A 16,368-nucleotide genomic window follows, 5' to 3' on the forward strand; every position below is an offset into this window, starting at 1 on the left:
GAACCCACTCCCGTGGCAGTCAAGATCAAGCTGAAGCGTCTGGGCAAGATCCGTTCGCCTCACTACCGCATCGTCATCGCCGACTCCCGCACCCGTCGTGACGGCCGTGCGATCGAGGAGATCGGCAAGTACCACCCCACGTACAACCCCTCGGTCATCGAGGTCGACGCGGACCGTGTCGCGTACTGGCTGGGTGTCGGCGCGCAGCCGACCGAGCCCGTGCTCGCCATCCTGAAGAAGACCGGTGACTGGCAGAAGTTCAAGGGCGAGCCCGCTCCGGCGCCGCTCCTCGTGGCTCAGCCGAAGTCCGCGCGCCCGTCGTTCGAGGCCCTCGGCGGCGACGACGAGGGCAAGGGTGAGGCGATCACCCAGAAGAAGAAGGCCGACAAGAAGGACGAGGCTGCCGCTGAGTCTTCTTCGTCTGAGCCGACCGAGGCCTGAGCATGCTCGAGGAGGCTCTCGAGCACCTCGTCAAGGGCATCGTCGACTACCCCGACGATGTGCAGGTCGCTTCCCGTGACCTGCGTCGCGGGCGCGTCCTCGAGGTCCGGGTTCACCCCGACGACCTCGGCAAGGTGATCGGCCGTAACGGCCGTACCGCCCGCGCCCTGCGCACCGTCGTGGGCGCCATCGGTGGCCGCGGTGTCCGCGTCGACCTCGTCGACGTGGACCACGTCCGCTGACGAAGATTCGCAGCACCGGCTCGGGCCGGGGAGGGCCACTGGGCCGTCCCCGGCCCGTAGTCGTATGACAGGAGATCAAGCACAGTGCAGCTCGTAGTCGCACGGATCGGCCGCGCCCACGGCATCAAGGGCGAGGTCACCGTCGAGGTCCGCACCGACGAGCCGGAACTCCGGCTCGGCCCCGGCGCCGTCCTGTTCACGGACCCCGCCTCGACGGGTCCGCTCACCATCGAGACCGGCCGCGTCCACAGCGGCCGGCTGCTCCTGCGCTTCGAGGGCGTCCGCGACCGCAACGCCGCCGAGGCCCTCCGCAACACCCTGCTGATCGCGGAGGTGGACCCGGAGGAACTGCCGGAGGAAGAGGACGAGTACTACGACCACCAGCTCATGGACCTCGACGTGGTCACCAAGGACGGAGTCGAGGTCGGCCGGATCATCGAGATCTCGCACCTGCCCTCCCAGGACCTCTTCATCGTCGAGCGGCCCGACGGGAGTGAGGTGATGATCCCGTTCGTCGAGGAGATCGTCACCGAGATCGACCTGGCCGAGCAGCGGGCGGTGATCGACCCGCCGCCCGGGCTCATCGACGACCAGGCGGAGATCGCGTCGTCACGGGACGAGGCCTGATGCGGCTCGACGTCGTCACGATCTTCCCCGAGTACCTCGAGCCCCTGAACGTCTCCCTCGTCGGCAAGGCGCGCGCGCGTGGCCGGCTGAAAGTGCACGTCCACGACCTGCGGGAATGGACGTACGACCGGCACAACACGGTCGACGACACACCGTACGGCGGCGGCCCCGGCATGGTCATGAAGACCGACCCCTGGGGCGATGCGCTGGACGACGTGCTGGCTCAGGGATACGAGTCCGGGTCCGCCCGGCCCGCGCTCATCGTCCCCACCCCCAGCGGCCGCCCCTTCACCCAGGCGCTCGCCGTCGAACTCTCCGAGCGGCCCTGGCTGGTCTTCACGCCGGCGCGCTACGAGGGCATCGACCGCCGGGTGATCGACGAGTACGCCACCCGGATACCCGTCTACGAGGTGTCCATCGGCGACTACGTGCTCGCCGGCGGCGAGGCGGCCGTCCTCGTCGTCACCGAGGCCGTGGCCCGGCTGCTGCCCGGCGTCCTCGGCAACGCCGAGTCCCATCGGGACGACTCCTTCGCGCCCGGCGCCATGGCCAACCTCCTGGAGGGGCCCGTCTACACGAAGCCCCCGGAGTGGCGCGGCCGCGACATCCCGGACGTGCTGCTCAGCGGCCACCACGGCAAGATCGCGCGCTGGCGCCGGGACGAGGCCCTGAAGCGTACGGCCGCCAACCGCCCCGACCTCATCGAGCGTTGCGACCCCAAGGCGTTCGACAAGAAGGACCGCGAAATGCTCTCCATCCTGGGCTGGGCCCCGGACCCGGAGGGGGAGCGGTACGGCCGATTTTGGCGGCGGCCCGAGGGCGTGGAAGAATAGGCCGCTGTTGTGCGTCGTCCGGCGCGCGCCCCTGCCACAGGGGGACACGACGCCCGCCCCGCCACGGACAGCATCCTTCTCGAAACACCTAGCTCCCGCCTATGACCTGTGGCATGGGCGAAGAAAGCAGACGAAATGTCTCACCTGCTCGACTCCGTCGACGCCGCGTCGCTGCGCAGCGACATCCCGGCCTTCCGCCCGGGCGACACCGTCAACGTCCACGTCCGCGTCATCGAGGGCAACCGCTCCCGTGTGCAGCAGTTCAAGGGCGTAGTCATCCGTCGCCAGGGCGCCGGTGTCCGCGAGACCTTCACGGTCCGCAAGGTCTCGTTCTCCGTCGGCGTCGAGCGCACCTTCCCGGTGCACACCCCGATCGTCGAGAAGATCGAGCTCGTCACCCGCGGTGACGTCCGTCGCGCCAAGCTGTACTACCTGCGCGAGCTGCGCGGCAAGGCGGCGAAGATCAAGGAGAAGCGCGACAACTGATCGCGCGCTCAGGTGTCACCAAGCGGGGCCGGATAACATCTGGCCCCGATGGACACCGAAGCACAGCAGCACATGGAGCGCGACCGTGCCTCCCGCCCTTCCGGCGACGAGTTCTCCGAGGAGATCTCCGACACAGGAGGGCCGGAGGGGCGGTCGCGTTTCGCATGGGCGGACCGGATCACCGAGTCGGTGCCCGGCGGGCGATACACCCTGACCGTGCTGTTCTGCCTGCTTTTCCTGGCGCTGTTCAGCAACTTCGTGATGCAGCCGTTTCAGATTCCCAGCAGCTCCATGGCCAACTCATTGAGGATCGGGGACCGAGTTCTCGTAAATAAGTTGGCGTACCGTTTCGGATCTGAGCCGCAGCGCGGTGACGTCGTCGTCTTCGACGGGACCGGCTACTTCGGGAACGCCGACTACATCAAGCGCGTTGTCGGCGTGGGGGGAGACCGGGTGGTCTGCTGCGACCAGGAGGGGAGGCTTGAGGTGAACGGCCGGTGGGTCGACGAGTCGTCGTTTCTGTACCCAGGGGACACCCCGTCGAGCGTGCCCTTCGACGTGGTCGTCCCCGAGGGCACCCTGTTCCTCCTCGGCGACCACCGCGGTGACTCCAGCGATTCCCGGGATCACCTGGGATCGCCCGGCGGCGGCATGGTCCCCCTCGACGCCGTGATCGGCCGGGCCGACTGGGTCGCCTGGCCCGCCGACCACTGGACGCCTCTGGACCGCCCGGACGCCTACCTGCGCGCGCCCGCCGCCGGCGGTGCGCATGGGTAACCGTGGAAAACCCCGCGGTGTTTCCAGCACCCCGGCCGACAATCTGCTGCCCACCGGTACCCGGCGGTCCGGCGGGGCCGCCCGGCCGAGCCGCGTCGAGCGGCGCAAGCTCGCCCGCAAGATCAAGCGCCGCAGGCGTCGCTCCGCGGTCAAGGAGATCCCGCTCCTCGTCGGTGTCGCCGTCCTCATAGCCCTCGTCCTGAAGACCTTCCTCGTCCAGGCGTTCGTCATCCCGTCGGGCTCCATGGAGCAGACGATCCAGATCGGCGACCGCGTCCTGGTCGACAAGCTCACCCCCTGGTTCGGTTCCAAGCCCACCCGGGGGGACGTCGTCGTGTTCAAGGACCCCGGCGGCTGGCTGGAGGACGAGCAGACGACGACCACCGCCGAGGACCCGATCGTCATCAAGCAGATAAAGGAAGGCCTGCAGTTCATCGGCCTCCTCCCGTCCGACGACGAGAAGGACCTGATCAAGCGGATCGTCGCGGTCGGCGGCGACACCGTGAAGTGCTGCGACACCCAGGGCCGCGTCACCGTCAACGGCATGCCGCTGGACGAGACGGCGTACATCCACCCCGGCAACCAGCCCTCCACCCAGCAGTTCGAGGTGACCGTCCCCCAGGGCCGTCTCTGGGTCATGGGCGATCACCGGGAGAACTCCGCCGACTCGCGCGCCCACCAGTCCGACGACTCCAAGACCGCCCAGTTCGGCGGCACGGTCCCCGAAGCGTCCGTCGTCGGCCGGGCCGTCGTCATCGCCTGGCCGGTCGGTCACTGGGGGCAGTTGGAGGAGCCGGACACATTCTCCGCCGTGCCGAGCGGGTCGGCCACCGCTCTCGGCGCTTCGCATAGGGTGGCCTCCGCGGATCGAAACAGTTTGATCCCCCTCCCGACCCCTGCGGAACTCCCGCTCGTTATGGGAGTGGTGGGCCTGCACCGGATGTGGCGTGGGCGGCGGTACGGAGTGAGGAGTGGATGTGGGGGATTTGGCGGTCGGCGCACGGTCCGGACACGGTGGTTCGGAAGAACGGCCGGAGCGATCCGACAAGGCGGCTTCCCCGGCCGCGGAGAACGTGGAGAACGTCATGCAGTCCGAGGGATCCGCCGACTCCGGGAGTGACTCCTCGGGCGGAGCGGACGGCGGGGACGGAGCCCGGACCCCGGTCGACGACGGCGACCAGGACGAGCGCCCCAAGAAGAAGCAGCGGTCCTTCTGGAAGGAACTGCCGATCCTGATCGGTATCGCGCTGGTGCTCGCGCTGCTGATCAAGACCTTCCTGGTGCAGGCGTTCTCCATCCCGTCGGACTCGATGCAGAACACCCTGCAGGAGGGTGACCGGGTCCTGGTCGACAAGCTCACCCCGTGGTTCGGCTCCGAGCCCGAGCGCGGCGAGGTCGTCGTCTTCCACGACCCGGACGGCTGGCTGGACGGTGAGCCCACCCTGGAGCCCAACGCCGTGCAGCGGGTCCTCGGCTGGATCGGCCTGATGCCGTCCGCCGAGGAGAAGGACCTCATCAAGCGCGTCATCGGTGTCGCCGGCGACACCGTGGAGTGCAAGGGCACCGGCCCCCTCAAGGTCAACGGCAAGGCGCTGAACGAGCCGTACGTGTACCCGGGCAACACCCCCTGCACCGTCGACGACACCGGCGGCCAGTTCAAGGTGAAGGTACCCGAGGGCAAAATCTGGGTCATGGGTGACCACCGGCAGAACTCGCTCGACTCCCGCTACCACCAGAACGACAGCAACAAGGGCATGGTCCCCGTCAGCAAGGCCGTGGGCCGCGCCATCGTGGTCGCCTGGCCGCCCACCCGCTGGTCCACGCTGCCGATTCCCGACACCTTCGACCAGAACCTGAACGCGGCCGCCCCCGGCGCGCTCGGTCTCGTGGGCGCGGTGCCGCTGGTGCTGTGGCGTCGGCGGCGCCTTCTCGCCACCGAAAGCCCGAGGGTTTCTGGCACGGGTACCGCCGGGTAGGGTGCCGTCCCAGATCGCCGATCTTCCGCGGCCCGCACGGGGTCCGGACGGTCGATTCTCCGACCTGGGGAGCACTGGGATGAGCGGGACGACAAGTCGTACGGACGAGGGCCGCGGACGGCTCGGCAGCAAGCTGTCGGGACTGGCCGTGGCCCTCGGCTGTGTGCTCTTCCTGGGCGGCTTCCTCTGGGGGGCGGTCGCCTACCAGCCGTACACCGTGCCGACCGACTCCATGGCCCCCACCATCACCTCCGGGGACCGCATACTCGCCGAGCGGATCGACGGCGCCGAGATCAAGCGCGGTGACGTCGTGGTCTTCCGGCAGGAGACCTGGGGCAACACCCCCATGGTCAAGCGGGTCGTCGCGGTCGGCGGCGACACGGTCGCCTGTTGCACCGACGGCAAGCTGACCGTCAACGGCAAGAAGATCGACGAGGCGTATCTGCCCGAGGGCGAGGACGCCGAGCTGACCGGCATCCCCGAGATCACCGTCCCCAAGGGCCGGCTGTTCCTCCTCGGCGACGAGCGCAGCGGCTCCCTGGACTCCACCGCGCACCTCGCGGAGGCCGGTAACGGCTCGGTGCCGCGGACCAACGTGGACGCGCGCGTGGACGCCGTCGTCTGGCCCATGGACGGCCTGCTGGCCCGCCCCACGGGCTTCGAAAAGCTCGGCGCGCTCTCCTCCCCCGGCCCGCTGCGGCTGATCACCGCCGCACTGGTCGTGGGCATGGTGCTCATCCTGGGCGGCGCGGCCTACGGCCCCGTCGCCAAGCGGCTCGGCGGACGCGGCCGTACGACGCAGCCGGAGCCGGCCGGTGTCGCCTGAGGACACGTACGCGGGCGGGCTGCGCAAAGTGGCCCGGGTGATCCTGCTCGATCCGCAGGAGCGCATCCTGCTGCTGCACGGGCACGAGCCGGACGATCCGGCGGACGACTGGTGGTTCACGCCCGGCGGCGGTGTGGAGGGTGCGGAGACCCGGGAGGAGGCCGCCCTGCGGGAACTCGCGGAGGAGACCGGGATCACGGACGTTGAGCTGGGCCCCGTGCTCTGGCGGCGGATGTGCTCCTTCCCCTTCGCCGGCCGCCGCTGGGACCAGGACGAGTGGTACTACCTCGCCCGTACCACCCAGACGACCACCGTCGCGGCGGGCCTCACGGACCTGGAACGGCGCAGCGTCGCCGGAGCACGCTGGTGGACGTGCGGTGAACTGGCCCGGGCGCATGAGACGGTGTACCCGACCAGGCTCGCCGAACTGCTTCGCACACTGCTCGACGAGGGTCCCCCGGCCAGACCCGTGGTCCTCGACACCGAAATTGTCTAGGGGCTCGCGGGACTGGCGCACAATGGTGGGATCGCACGGCTGAAGGGGAACATGCCATGAGCGCCGAGGACCTCGAGAAGTACGAGACCGAGATGGAGCTGAAGCTCTACCGGGAGTACCGCGATGTCGTCGGTCTGTTCAAATATGTGATCGAGACCGAGCGGCGCTTCTACCTGACCAACGACTACGAGATGCAGGTGCACTCTGTCCAGGGCGAGGTGTTCTTCGAGGTGTCCATGGCGGACGCCTGGGTGTGGGACATGTACCGGCCGGCTCGGTTCGTGAAGCAGGTGCGGGTGCTCACGTTCAAGGACGTGAACATTGAGGAGCTGAACAAGAGCGATCTGGAGCTGCCGGGCAGCTGAGGCCGGTGGGCCGTCATCCGTGTGGGTGATGGAGTTATCCACAATCGGCCGCTTGTCCACCAAGATCCAATAGCGGGCTGAGCCGCCCTCAATGTTGGCGCCGGAGGTGGTGCCGACATGAGCAAGGCACGAGGCGACAGCACGCGAGGCAACAGCGCACGAGGTGCACTCGGCAGGTACGGCGAGGAGCTGGCCGCGCGGCGGCTGGCCGAGGCCGGGATGACGGTCCTGGAACGCAACTGGCGCAGCGGCAGGACCGGCGAGATCGACATCGTAGCCCGCGACGGGGACGCGCTGGTCGTCTGCGAGGTGAAGACCCGCAGGGCCGGCCCCTTCGGACACCCCATGGCGGCCGTCACGACCACGAAGGCCGAACGACTGCGCGGCCTCGCCGAACGCTGGCTGCAGGAGCACGGAGGGAGTCCGCCGGGCGGCGTCCGCATCGACATCGTCGGCGTCGTCCTCCCCGACCGCGGCGCCCCCGTCGTGGAACACGTACGGGGGGTGGCCTGATGGGATTCGCCCGCACATGCTCCGTGGCCCTCGTCGGCGTCGAGGGCGTCGTCGTCGAGGTCCAGGCGGACCTGGAACCAGGGGTCGCGGCCTTCACACTGGTGGGGCTGCCGGACAAGAGCTTGACGGAGAGCAAGGACCGGGTCAGGGCGGCCGTGGTCAACTCGGGCGCCGAGTGGCCGCAGAAGAAGCTGACGGTGGGGCTCAGTCCCGCGTCGGTGCCCAAGGCCGGCAGCGGGTTCGACCTGGCGGTCGCCTGCGCGGTCCTGGGCGCCTGCGAGCGGATCGACCCGCGGGTGCTCTCCGACATCGTGATGATCGGAGAGCTGGGACTCGACGGGCGGGTCAGGCCGGTGCGGGGCATTCTGCCCGCCGTGCTGGCCGCCGCCGAGGCCGGATACGAACAGGTGGTGGTGCCGGAGTGTGCCGCTGCGGAGGCCTCGCTGGTGCCCGGTGTCTCGGTCCTGGGGGTGCGCACCTTGCGGCAACTGATCGCCGTGCTCGCGGACGAGCCCGTGCCGGACGAGGAACCCGACGAGGGCCGGCCTGACCCACTCATGGCGGGACTCCGTATGCCGGGCACGGGAGCGGCCACCGGTATGAACACCGCGGGAGCCGCGCAGCACGACCTGGGCCATGACCTCGCCGATGTCGTGGGTCAGTCGGCGGCCAGGACCGCTGTGGAGGTCGCGGCGGCCGGCGGGCACCATCTCTTCCTCGAAGGGCCGCCGGGCGCAGGCAAGACGATGCTCGCCGAGCGGCTGCCGGCCATCCTGCCGAAGCTGGCCAGGGAGGAGTCGCTGGAGGTCACGGCGGTCCACTCGATCGCCGGTCTGCTGCCGGCCGGGAAGCCACTGGTCGACGTGGCGCCCTATTGCGCCCCTCACCACTCGGCCACGATGCAGGCCCTCGTCGGTGGCGGCCAGGGCATCGCCCGTCCCGGCGCGGTCTCCCTCGCCCATCGTGGGGTGCTCTTCCTCGATGAGACCCCCGAGTTCAGCAGCCAGACCCTGGACGCCCTGCGGCAGCCGCTGGAGGCGGGGCACGTCGTGATCGCGCGAAGCGCGGGAGTCGTGCGGTTCCCGGCGAAGTTCTTGATGGTGCTCGCCGCGAATCCATGTCCCTGTGGCCGCTTCTCACGGACGGACGACCTGTGCGAGTGTCCGCCCGCCTCGATCCGCCGCTATCAGGCCCGGCTCTCCGGGCCCCTGCTGGACCGGGTCGACCTGAGGGTCGAGGTCGACCGGGTCACCCGGTCCGAACTCACCCAGCGCGGAGCCCGGGGCGAGTCCACGGCCACGGTGACCGACCGTGTGCGCTCGGCCCGGGAGCGGGCGGCCGCGCGGCTGCTCGGCACGCCCTGGCGGACGAACAGCGAGATGCCGGGGCGTGAACTGCGGAGCCGGTGGCACGCGGCGCCGGGCGCGATGGACGAGGCCGAGCGCTGCCTGGAGCGGGGAGTCCTCACCGCGCGTGGCCTGGACCGGGTGCTCCGGGTCGCCTGGACCATCGCGGACCTCGTCGGCCACGACCGCCCCGACGCGATGGACGTCAACCTGGCCCTGCAACTGCGCACCGGAGTCCCCCGCGGGGTGCCCATGACGATCGGGGCGCTGACGTGACGCCCGCGATCTGTGGTTCGTCGGCGGGTGAGCCATGACCGGCGGCGGTGCGCCGGATGACGAGCGGCTCCACCGGGCCTTCCTCGCCCGTGTCATCGAACCCGGAGACGAACTGGGCGGGCGGTGGCTGCGGGAACTCGGCGCCCGCGAAGTCGTGCGGAGGCTCTCCGGGGGCGGGCGACCGCTGCCGGACGCCTCGGAGAAGCGGTGGGCGGGACTGTGCGCCCGCGCCGGGCGCGCCGACCCCGAAGGGGACCTGGCCCAGGCGAGGGAGGCCGGGGTCCGGTTCCTCGTGCCCGGGGACGCCGAGTGGCCCGGGCAACTGGATGACCTCGGGGACGGGCGGCCCGTGGGGTTGTGGGTGCGGGGGAAGGCCAATGTGCGGATGTGGGCGCTGCGGTCGGTGGCCGTGGTGGGGGCGCGGGCCTGTACGGAGTACGGGGCCCATATGGCGTCCGTGCTGGGGGCGGGGCTGGCCGAGCGGGGGTGGGTGGTCGTGTCCGGTGGGGCGTACGGGGTGGACGGGGCCGCTCACCGGGGCGTGCTCGGGGTCGGTGGGGCGACCGTCGCCGTGCTGGCCTGCGGGGTGGACCGGCCGTATCCCAGGGGGCATGCGCAGTTGATCGGAAGGATCGCCGAACAGGGTCTGGTGGTGGGGGAGTTACCGCCGGGGGAGCATCCGACGCCGAGCCGGTTCATTCTGCGGAACCGGGTCATCGCCGCGCTCACCAGAGGGACCGTGGTCGTGGAGGCGGCCTACCGCAGTGGCGCGCTGGTCACGGCGCGGGCCGCGCAGCGGTTGGGACGGTTCACGATGGGCGTGCCCGGGCCCGCGACCTCGGCCCTCTCGGCCGGCGTGCACGAACTTCTGCGAGGGGACGCCGCGCTCGTGGCCGACGCCGCGGAAGTCATCGAACTGGTGGGTGACATGGGAGAGCTGGCCCCGGACCGGCATGGACCCGTGCTCCCTCGTGACCTGCTGGAACCCGGCGCGCGCCAGGTGCTCGCCGCCCTGCCCGGCCGGGGGAGCGCAGCTGCCGAGGAGGTCGCCCGGGGTGCGGGGACGACGATGGACGACGCGGTCGGGAGACTGTACGAACTCCGATCACTTGGTTACGTCGAACGACACGGCGACGGCTGGAAGTTGACACGCCAGGCGATGATCTCCGTCTCACCGGATCGGAGGCGAAGCTGACCGAGCGTGTTCGGCCGTCCGGGGGAACGCCGACAGCCTTGGGGTTTCCGGCAGTTGGCGTCCCGGGCCGGTTACACAGGGCGATCGTCGTGACCCCGTGGGGCGTCCAGCGGAACGCATCTGCGCACGAGTGATCCCCCCTCCTTCGCGCACTGCGACTCTCCAGTCACGCTACGCTCACGAGGATTACGACTCATGACAGGCAACTCGACATCAGACCGACAGCTCACCCAGGCACCCACAGTTCACAGCAGAACGGCACAAGGCGACGAATGCCCCAGCACACCTCCGGGTCTGACCGGGCGGCGGTACCCTCCGCCGCTCGCGGCACCGTGCGCCCGCCCGCCCCCTCGACACTCGACGAGCTGTGGCGGACCTATAAGACGACGGGCGACGAACGGCTGCGCGAGCAGTTGATCCTCCACTATTCACCCCTGGTGAAGTACGTCGCGGGCCGGGTGAGCGTCGGCCTGCCGGCCAACGTCGAGCAGGCCGACTTCGTATCCTCCGGCGTCTTCGGGCTCATCGACGCGATCGAGAAGTTCGACGTCGACCGGGAGATCAAGTTCGAGACGTACGCGATCACCCGGATCCGGGGCGCGATGATCGACGAGCTGCGCGCGCTGGACTGGATCCCCCGGTCCGTGCGGCAGAAGGCGCGCAACGTGGAGCGGGCCTACGCCACGCTGGAGTCGCGGCTCAGACGCACTCCGAGCGAGGGCGAGGTGGCCGCCGAGATGGGTATCGCGGTCGACGAACTCCACGCCGTCTTCAGTCAGTTGTCGCTGGCCAACGTGGTGGCGCTGGAGGAGCTGCTGCATGTCGGGGGCGAGGGCGGCGACCGGCTGAGCCTGATGGACACGCTGGAGGACACCGCCGCGGACAACCCGGTCGAGGTCGCCGAGGACCGGGAGCTCCGACGCTTCCTGGCGCGGGCCATCAACACGCTGCCCGAGCGGGAGAAGACCGTCGTCACGCTGTACTACTACGAGGGGCTCACGCTCGCGGAGATCGGGAACGTGCTGGGGGTGACCGAGAGCCGGGTCAGTCAGATCCACACGAAATCGGTGCTGCAACTGCGGGCGAAGCTGGCGAGTTTCGGCCGCTGATCCGGTCCGACCTGGCCGGATGTGGTTCCTGTCGTGGGCTTCGGCGGGGGCCGGCTGGGGGCTGGACGAGGGAAGGCACTCCCGTGCGTGGCGGTCCGTCCGTAAAGTGGTTCGCGTGCCAAGGATTCGAGCGGCCTCCGTGGCCGAGCACCGGTCGATGCAGCGAGCCGCCCTGCTGGACGCGGCTCGGTCCCTGTTGTCCGAGGGTGGGACGGAGGCGTTGACGTTTCCGGCGCTCGCCGAGCGTACGGGGCTGGCGCGGTCGTCCGTGTACGAGTACTTCCGGTCGCGGGCAGCGGTTGTCGAGGAGCTGTGCGAAGTCGACTTTCCCGTGTGGGCGGCGGAGGTCGAGGCGGCGATGGCCGCGGTCGACTCGTCTGAGGGCAAGGTCGAGGCGTACGTCCGTAAGCAGCTGGAGCTGGTGGGGGACCGGCGGCACCGGGCCGTGGTCGCGATCTCGGCGAGTGAGCTGGATGCCGGGGCCAGGGAGAAGATCCGGGCCGCGCACGGTGGGCTTGTCGCGATGATCGTGGAGGCGCTCGGGGGGCTGGGGCACGCGGAGCCTCGGTTGGCCGCGATGCTGCTGCAGGGCGTCGTGGATGCGGCTGTGCGACGCATCGAGCTGGGGGCGGCGGAGGAGCCGTCCACGATCACCGACGCGGCTGTGGGGATGGCTCTGCGGGGCGTGCGGGGCTGAGCCTTCGTGTCCTGGACGCCCGGCGTCAGGGCTGAGCTCGGGGCGGGGTCTCGCTCACCGGCGCTCGCCGGGTGCCGCTGCGCCCAACCCCCCGCCGGAACCGCGGCTCGAGATCGGCATGATCCGAAGGGCAGGCCCTGGGGCAGACGGAGGTCCAGCGCCGCTGCTTGGGCGGGCAGCCGCCTGTGGGCCACGGCCGCCCGCAGCCAGGACAGCTCGGAAGGCGTGCAGCCTAAGTCAGCGGCAGCAGGCGTGAGGGGCCCCTTCGCAGGAGCCACGGCGGCAGCAGTGACAGCGGGTCCAGGTAGGTCTCCCCTCTGCGTAGGCCCCAGTGGAGGCATGGTGTCGGGCAGTGGGAGGGGGAGGCTTCCAGGGTGCCCAGGACCGTGCCCGCGGTTACCTCGTCGCCCTTCTTCAGTGACGCCTGTACCGGTTCGTAGGTCGTGCGTAGGGGTGGGTCGCCCGTGTCGGCGAGTTCGACCGCGATGACTCCTCGGCCCGCTACCCGGCCCGCGAAGGACACCCGTCCCGGTGCGACCGCACGCACCGGGGAGCCTGGTGGGGCGGAGAGGTCTACGCCTCGGTGGCCTCGGGCGTAGGGGGTGGGTGGGGGGTCCCAGGTGCGGACCACCGAAGGACGTAGGCCCACGGGCCAGACGCGGCCCACGGCGGGGACGGATTCTCCGGGGGGCGGCACCCCCGGTGCCGCGAGTGGGGCGGTGGTCCCTGCCGTGGTCAGGAGGGTTGCCGTCAGGCACAACAGCAGCGCAAGCCATGTGCCCGTACGGCGTCGGGTCGTTCGCTCGTGAGACTGAGACATGGCGGCAGCGTCCCGTGAACGGGCCGATCACGACCGGGATCTGTGGAGTACTCGCCGGTTGTGGATATCGGCGTCACCCGGGGCCTCGTGGGTCCCGTACACTTCTGATGGCGATCCGGGTCACCGGGTCGACTTCGCACGCCCCGGTACGAGGCCCGTCTGTGGTCCGTATCAGCGCCCCTCGGTCCTTAGTGGCAACGGCGCATCGCGGGCGTCAGGCGCGGGAGCCGTCCGGTTCTCGCGGCACAACCGAGAAATTCAAGGAGAACGGCCATGGCCGTCGTCACGATGCGGGAGCTGCTGGAGAGCGGCGTCCACTTCGGTCACCAGACCCGTCGTTGGAACCCGAAGATGAAGCGCTTCATCTTCACGGAGCGCAACGGCATCTACATCATCGACCTGCTCCAGTCGCTGTCGTACATCGACCGCGCCTACGAGTTCGTCAAGGAGACCGTCGCCCACGGCGGCACGGTCATGTTCGTCGGCACGAAGAAGCAGGCGCAGGAGGCCATCGCCGAGCAGGCCACCCGCGTCGGCATGCCCTACGTCAACCAGCGCTGGCTGGGCGGCATGCTCACCAACTTCTCGACCGTCTACAAGCGTCTGCAGCGCCTCAAGGAGCTCGAGCAGATCGACTTCGAGGACGTCGCGGCCTCGGGTCTGACCAAGAAGGAGCTTCTCGTGCTCTCGCGCGAGAAGGCCAAGCTGGAGAAGACCCTCGGTGGTATCCGCGAGATGCAGAAGGTGCCCAGCGCCGTCTGGATCGTGGACACCAAGAAGGAGCACATCGCGGTCGGCGAGGCCCGGAAGCTCAACATCCCGGTCGTCGCCATCCTCGACACCAACTGCGACCCCGACGAGGTCGACTACAAGATCCCGGGCAACGACGACGCGATCCGCTCCGTCACCCTGCTCACCCGCGTGATCGCGGACGCGGTCGCCGAGGGTCTCATCTCCCGCTCCCGTGTCGCCACCGGTGACAAGGGCGAGAAGGCCGCGGCCGAGCCGCTGGCCGAGTGGGAGCGCGACCTGCTCGAGGGCGAGAAGAAGGCCGACGAGGCCCCCGCCGCTGAGGCTCCGGCTGCCGCTGAGGCTGAGGCCCCGGCCGCCGCTGAGGCTCCGGCTGAGGCCGAGGCCCCGGCTGAGGCTGAGGCCGCTGTCGAGGCTGAGGCCCCTGTCGCCGAGGCTCCGGCCGCGGACGCCGAGCAGGCCTGACCTTCACGGTCGTAAGGCTGTCGAGATGACGGCGGGTGGCGCCGAGCACGCCACCCGCCGTTCATCCACAGCCACTAGATCTTCGTGGCCGTAGATCTTCACAGCCCCTAGATCTTCGGCGGGCGCCCGCCCTGTGTGCGGCGGCGGACGCCGACTTCGAGACTTCGAACTCCGAGAAGAGATTCACAGATCATGGCGAACTACACCGCCGCCGACGTCAAGAAGCTCCGTGAGCTCACCGGCGCCGGCATGATGGACTGCAAGAAGGCCCTGGACGAGGCCGAGGGCGACGTCGACAAGGCCGTCGAGGCCCTGCGCATCAAGGGCCAGAAGGGCGTCGCCAAGCGCGAGGGCCGCTCCGCCGAGAACGGCGCCGTGGTCTCCCTCATCGCCGACGACAACACCTCCGGTGTCCTCGTCGAGCTGAAGTGCGAGACGGACTTCGTCGCCAAGGGCGAGAAGTTCCAGGCCGCCGCCACCGCGATCGCCGAGCACGTCGCCAAGTCCTCCCCGGCCGACCTCGAGGCCCTGCTCGCCTCCGAGATCGAGCCCGGCAAGACCGTCCAGGCGTTCGTGGACGAGGCCAACGCCAACCTCGGCGAGAAGATCGTCCTCGACCGCTTCGCGCAGTTCGCCGACGGTTTCGTCTTCTCCTACATGCACCGCACCATGCCCGACCTGCCCCCGCAGATCGGTGTCCTGGTCGAGCTGGACAAGGCCGACGCCGACGTGGCCAAGGGCATCGCCCAGCACATCGCCGCCTTCGCGCCGAAGTACCTCTCCAAGGAGGACGTGCCGGCCGAGGTCGTCGAGTCCGAGCGCCGCGTCGCCGAGGAGACCACCCGCGCCGAGGGCAAGCCCGAGGCCGCCCTGCCGAAGATCGTCGAGGGTCGCCTCAACGGCTTCTTCAAGGACGCCACGCTGCTCGGCCAGCCGTACGCGCTGGACAACAAGAAGTCCGTCCAGAAGGTCCTGGACGAGGCCGGTGTCACCCTGAAGCGCTTCACGCGTATCAAGGTCGGCATCTGAGTCCGTTACGCGACGGGCGCCCGGCCCCGATAGGGTCGAGTGCAGTCGTTCGCGTACGCCGCCACGCGCGCGCGTGACGCGCGACGGACGACAGCAGATCTGACGAGGAGGCCATTGCCGCGCATGGGATGCGAACACCACCCCACCGGCAATGGCCTTCTTCGTATGTGCGACACGTAAAGAGGCGAATCTCCATGAGCACCAAGCCCGAGAAGAGCGACGACGGCAAAGTACGCGGCCGGTATCTGCTGAAGCTGTCCGGAGAGGCGTTCTCCGGGGGCGGTGCCATCGGCGTCGACCCCGACGTGGTGCATGCCATCGCCCGGGAGATCGCGGCCGTCGTACGCGACGGAGCGGAGATCGCGGTCGTCATCGGCGGCGGCAACTTCTTCCGCGGCGCCGAACTCCAGCAGCGCGGCATGGACCGGGCCCGTTCGGACTACATGGGCATGCTCGGCACGGTCATGAACTGCCTCGCCCTCCAGGACTTCCTGGAGAAGGAGGGCATCGACAGCCGGGTCCAGACCGCCATCACCATGGGCCAGGTCGCCGAGCCCTACATCCCGCTGCGCGCCGTGCGCCACCTGGAGAAGGGCCGCGTGGTCATCTTCGGCGCCGGTATGGGCATGCCGTACTTCTCCACCGACACCACCGCCGCCCAGCGGGCCCTGGAGATCGACGCCGAGGCACTGCTGATGGGCAAGAACGGCGTGGACGGGGTCTACGACTCCGACCCGAAGACCAACCCGGACGCCGTCAGGTTCGACTCCCTCGGCTACGGCGAGGTCATCACCCGCGAGCTCAAGGTCGCCGACGCCACCGCGATCACGCTCTGCCGCGACAACAAGCTTCCGATCCTCGTGTTCGAGCTTCTCAAGGAGGGCAATATCGCGCGGGCCGTCAAGGGTGAGAAGATCGGCACTCTCGTGGGTGATCAGGGAAGCCGGGCCTGACCGGGTCCTTCCCCTGCCCGGGGGACGGAGCCTGACCGGGGGATGGACAATGTCCTGCCGGTCGGGAACCGTGCAGGAATAAGACGCGACGCAGCCGGCCGCCGACCTGACCAAGTACAGCTGCCGGGCCTACTCAAGACACGCAG

General features: G+C 69.7%; 20 protein-coding genes. 19 read left to right on the forward strand and 1 reads right to left on the reverse strand.

The window, feature by feature from the left end; genetic code table 11:
- Positions 1–12 precede the first annotated feature (12 nt).
- From rpsP to JIX55_RS35870, 16 genes are all read left to right on the forward strand, one after another.
- The gene (gene rpsP, locus JIX55_RS35795) at positions 13–441 is read left to right on the forward strand and encodes a 30S ribosomal protein S16 (RefSeq protein WP_257567367.1); all 429 of its coding nucleotides are present in this window, start codon (positions 13–15) and stop codon (positions 439–441) included.
- Positions 442–443: 2 nt separating this feature from the next.
- Positions 444–683 (forward strand): RNA-binding protein, encoded by a 240-nt coding sequence (locus JIX55_RS35800; RefSeq protein WP_013000410.1) that lies wholly within the window; start codon positions 444–446, stop codon positions 681–683.
- 84 nt (positions 684–767) lie between these two features.
- A complete protein-coding gene (gene rimM, locus JIX55_RS35805; RefSeq protein WP_257567368.1) occupies positions 768–1,310 on the forward strand; it encodes a ribosome maturation factor RimM in 543 nt (180 codons plus the stop codon).
- Entirely contained in the window at positions 1,310–2,143 is an 834-nt protein-coding gene (gene trmD / locus JIX55_RS35810; protein ID WP_257567369.1) for a tRNA (guanosine(37)-N1)-methyltransferase TrmD, read from the forward strand. Before rimM ends, trmD begins: the two co-directional genes overlap by 1 nt.
- A gap of 135 nt (positions 2,144–2,278) precedes the next feature.
- On the forward strand, positions 2,279–2,629 hold the full coding sequence (gene rplS, locus JIX55_RS35815; protein WP_020138756.1) for a 50S ribosomal protein L19: 351 nt from the start codon (positions 2,279–2,281) through the stop codon (positions 2,627–2,629).
- Between the two features lie 48 nt (positions 2,630–2,677).
- Entirely contained in the window at positions 2,678–3,406 is a 729-nt protein-coding gene (gene lepB, locus JIX55_RS35820; RefSeq protein ID WP_257567370.1) for a signal peptidase I, read from the forward strand.
- A complete protein-coding gene (lepB, locus tag JIX55_RS35825; protein WP_257567371.1) occupies positions 3,399–4,526 on the forward strand; it encodes a signal peptidase I in 1,128 nt (375 codons plus the stop codon). The genes lepB (JIX55_RS35820) and lepB (JIX55_RS35825) overlap by 8 nt, the downstream gene beginning before the upstream one ends.
- Positions 4,492–5,382, forward strand: a complete 891-nt coding sequence (lepB, locus tag JIX55_RS35830; protein WP_257567372.1) for a signal peptidase I — start codon at positions 4,492–4,494, stop codon at positions 5,380–5,382. The genes lepB (JIX55_RS35825) and lepB (JIX55_RS35830) overlap by 35 nt, the downstream gene beginning before the upstream one ends.
- Positions 5,383–5,461: 79 nt before the next feature.
- On the forward strand, positions 5,462–6,208 hold the full coding sequence (gene lepB / locus JIX55_RS35835) for a signal peptidase I (protein WP_257567373.1): 747 nt from the start codon (positions 5,462–5,464) through the stop codon (positions 6,206–6,208).
- The gene (locus JIX55_RS35840) at positions 6,198–6,704 is read left to right on the forward strand and encodes an NUDIX hydrolase (protein WP_257567374.1); all 507 of its coding nucleotides are present in this window, start codon (positions 6,198–6,200) and stop codon (positions 6,702–6,704) included. Before lepB (JIX55_RS35835) ends, JIX55_RS35840 begins: the two co-directional genes overlap by 11 nt.
- A 56-nt stretch (positions 6,705–6,760) precedes the next feature.
- Entirely contained in the window at positions 6,761–7,069 is a 309-nt protein-coding gene (locus JIX55_RS35845; protein WP_005311352.1) for a DUF2469 domain-containing protein, read from the forward strand.
- Between the two features lie 117 nt (positions 7,070–7,186).
- The gene (locus tag JIX55_RS35850; protein WP_257567375.1) at positions 7,187–7,582 is read left to right on the forward strand and encodes a YraN family protein; all 396 of its coding nucleotides are present in this window, start codon (positions 7,187–7,189) and stop codon (positions 7,580–7,582) included.
- The gene (locus JIX55_RS35855) at positions 7,582–9,204 is read left to right on the forward strand and encodes a YifB family Mg chelatase-like AAA ATPase (RefSeq protein WP_257567376.1); all 1,623 of its coding nucleotides are present in this window, start codon (positions 7,582–7,584) and stop codon (positions 9,202–9,204) included. Before JIX55_RS35850 ends, JIX55_RS35855 begins: the two co-directional genes overlap by 1 nt.
- A gap of 34 nt (positions 9,205–9,238) precedes the next feature.
- A complete protein-coding gene (gene dprA, locus JIX55_RS35860; RefSeq protein WP_257567377.1) occupies positions 9,239–10,399 on the forward strand; it encodes a DNA-processing protein DprA in 1,161 nt (386 codons plus the stop codon).
- Positions 10,400–10,671: 272 nt separating this feature from the next.
- Positions 10,672–11,508 carry an RNA polymerase sigma factor WhiG gene (whiG, locus tag JIX55_RS35865; protein WP_257567378.1) on the forward strand — a complete coding sequence of 279 codons (837 nt, stop codon included), beginning with the start codon at positions 10,672–10,674 and terminating at the stop codon, positions 11,506–11,508.
- Between the two features lie 139 nt (positions 11,509–11,647).
- Positions 11,648–12,205 carry a TetR/AcrR family transcriptional regulator gene (locus JIX55_RS35870; RefSeq protein ID WP_257569595.1) on the forward strand — a complete coding sequence of 186 codons (558 nt, stop codon included), beginning with the start codon at positions 11,648–11,650 and terminating at the stop codon, positions 12,203–12,205.
- Between the two features lie 232 nt (positions 12,206–12,437).
- Here JIX55_RS35870 and JIX55_RS35875 read toward each other — a convergent pair whose 3' ends face one another.
- Positions 12,438–13,025: a murein hydrolase activator EnvC family protein gene (locus JIX55_RS35875; RefSeq protein ID WP_257567379.1), complete on the reverse strand. Its 588-nt coding sequence runs from the start codon at positions 13,023–13,025 to the stop codon at positions 12,438–12,440.
- Between the two features lie 273 nt (positions 13,026–13,298).
- On the opposite strand from JIX55_RS35875, the gene rpsB reads away from it, so the two are divergent.
- The 3 genes from rpsB (at position 13,299) to pyrH (ending at position 16,222) form a co-directional block, all read left to right on the forward strand.
- On the forward strand, positions 13,299–14,240 hold the full coding sequence (gene rpsB, locus JIX55_RS35880) for a 30S ribosomal protein S2 (RefSeq protein ID WP_257567380.1): 942 nt from the start codon (positions 13,299–13,301) through the stop codon (positions 14,238–14,240).
- Positions 14,241–14,432: 192 nt separating this feature from the next.
- Complete coding sequence (gene tsf / locus JIX55_RS35885) at positions 14,433–15,269, forward strand: translation elongation factor Ts (RefSeq protein WP_257567381.1); 837 nt, start codon at positions 14,433–14,435, stop codon at positions 15,267–15,269.
- A gap of 194 nt (positions 15,270–15,463) precedes the next feature.
- Positions 15,464–16,222 carry a UMP kinase gene (gene pyrH, locus JIX55_RS35890; protein ID WP_257567382.1) on the forward strand — a complete coding sequence of 253 codons (759 nt, stop codon included), beginning with the start codon at positions 15,464–15,466 and terminating at the stop codon, positions 16,220–16,222.
- Positions 16,223–16,368: the final 146 nt, after the last annotated feature.

Origin of the sequence: Streptomyces sp. DSM 40750, from assembly GCF_024612035.1 — a bacterium.
GTDB lineage: Bacteria > Actinomycetota > Actinomycetes > Streptomycetales > Streptomycetaceae > Streptomyces.

What these genes read in the sequence shown, in the direction of transcription:
- JIX55_RS35800 (WP_013000410.1), top strand. Translation starts at nt 444, where the DNA reads ATGCTCGAGGAGGCTCTCGAGCACCTCGTCAAGGGCATCGTCGACTAC.
- trmD (WP_257567369.1), top strand. Translation starts at nt 1,310, where the DNA reads ATGCGGCTCGACGTCGTCACGATCTTCCCCGAGTACCTCGAGCCCCTG.
- rplS (WP_020138756.1), top strand. Translation starts at nt 2,279, where the DNA reads ATGTCTCACCTGCTCGACTCCGTCGACGCCGCGTCGCTGCGCAGCGAC.
- lepB (WP_257567370.1), top strand. Translation starts at nt 2,678, where the DNA reads ATGGACACCGAAGCACAGCAGCACATGGAGCGCGACCGTGCCTCCCGC.
- lepB (WP_257567371.1), top strand. Translation starts at nt 3,399, where the DNA reads ATGGGTAACCGTGGAAAACCCCGCGGTGTTTCCAGCACCCCGGCCGAC.
- lepB (WP_257567372.1), top strand. Translation starts at nt 4,492, where the DNA reads ATGCAGTCCGAGGGATCCGCCGACTCCGGGAGTGACTCCTCGGGCGGA.
- lepB (WP_257567373.1), top strand. Translation starts at nt 5,462, where the DNA reads ATGAGCGGGACGACAAGTCGTACGGACGAGGGCCGCGGACGGCTCGGC.
- JIX55_RS35845 (WP_005311352.1), top strand. Translation starts at nt 6,761, where the DNA reads ATGAGCGCCGAGGACCTCGAGAAGTACGAGACCGAGATGGAGCTGAAG.
- JIX55_RS35850 (WP_257567375.1), top strand. Translation starts at nt 7,187, where the DNA reads ATGAGCAAGGCACGAGGCGACAGCACGCGAGGCAACAGCGCACGAGGT.
- JIX55_RS35855 (WP_257567376.1), top strand. Translation starts at nt 7,582, where the DNA reads ATGGGATTCGCCCGCACATGCTCCGTGGCCCTCGTCGGCGTCGAGGGC.
- dprA (WP_257567377.1), top strand. Translation starts at nt 9,239, where the DNA reads ATGACCGGCGGCGGTGCGCCGGATGACGAGCGGCTCCACCGGGCCTTC.
- whiG (WP_257567378.1), top strand. Translation starts at nt 10,672, where the DNA reads ATGCCCCAGCACACCTCCGGGTCTGACCGGGCGGCGGTACCCTCCGCC.
- JIX55_RS35875 (WP_257567379.1), bottom strand. Translation starts at nt 13,025, where the DNA reads ATGTCTCAGTCTCACGAGCGAACGACCCGACGCCGTACGGGCACATGG.
- rpsB (WP_257567380.1), top strand. Translation starts at nt 13,299, where the DNA reads ATGGCCGTCGTCACGATGCGGGAGCTGCTGGAGAGCGGCGTCCACTTC.
- tsf (WP_257567381.1), top strand. Translation starts at nt 14,433, where the DNA reads ATGGCGAACTACACCGCCGCCGACGTCAAGAAGCTCCGTGAGCTCACC.
- pyrH (WP_257567382.1), top strand. Translation starts at nt 15,464, where the DNA reads ATGAGCACCAAGCCCGAGAAGAGCGACGACGGCAAAGTACGCGGCCGG.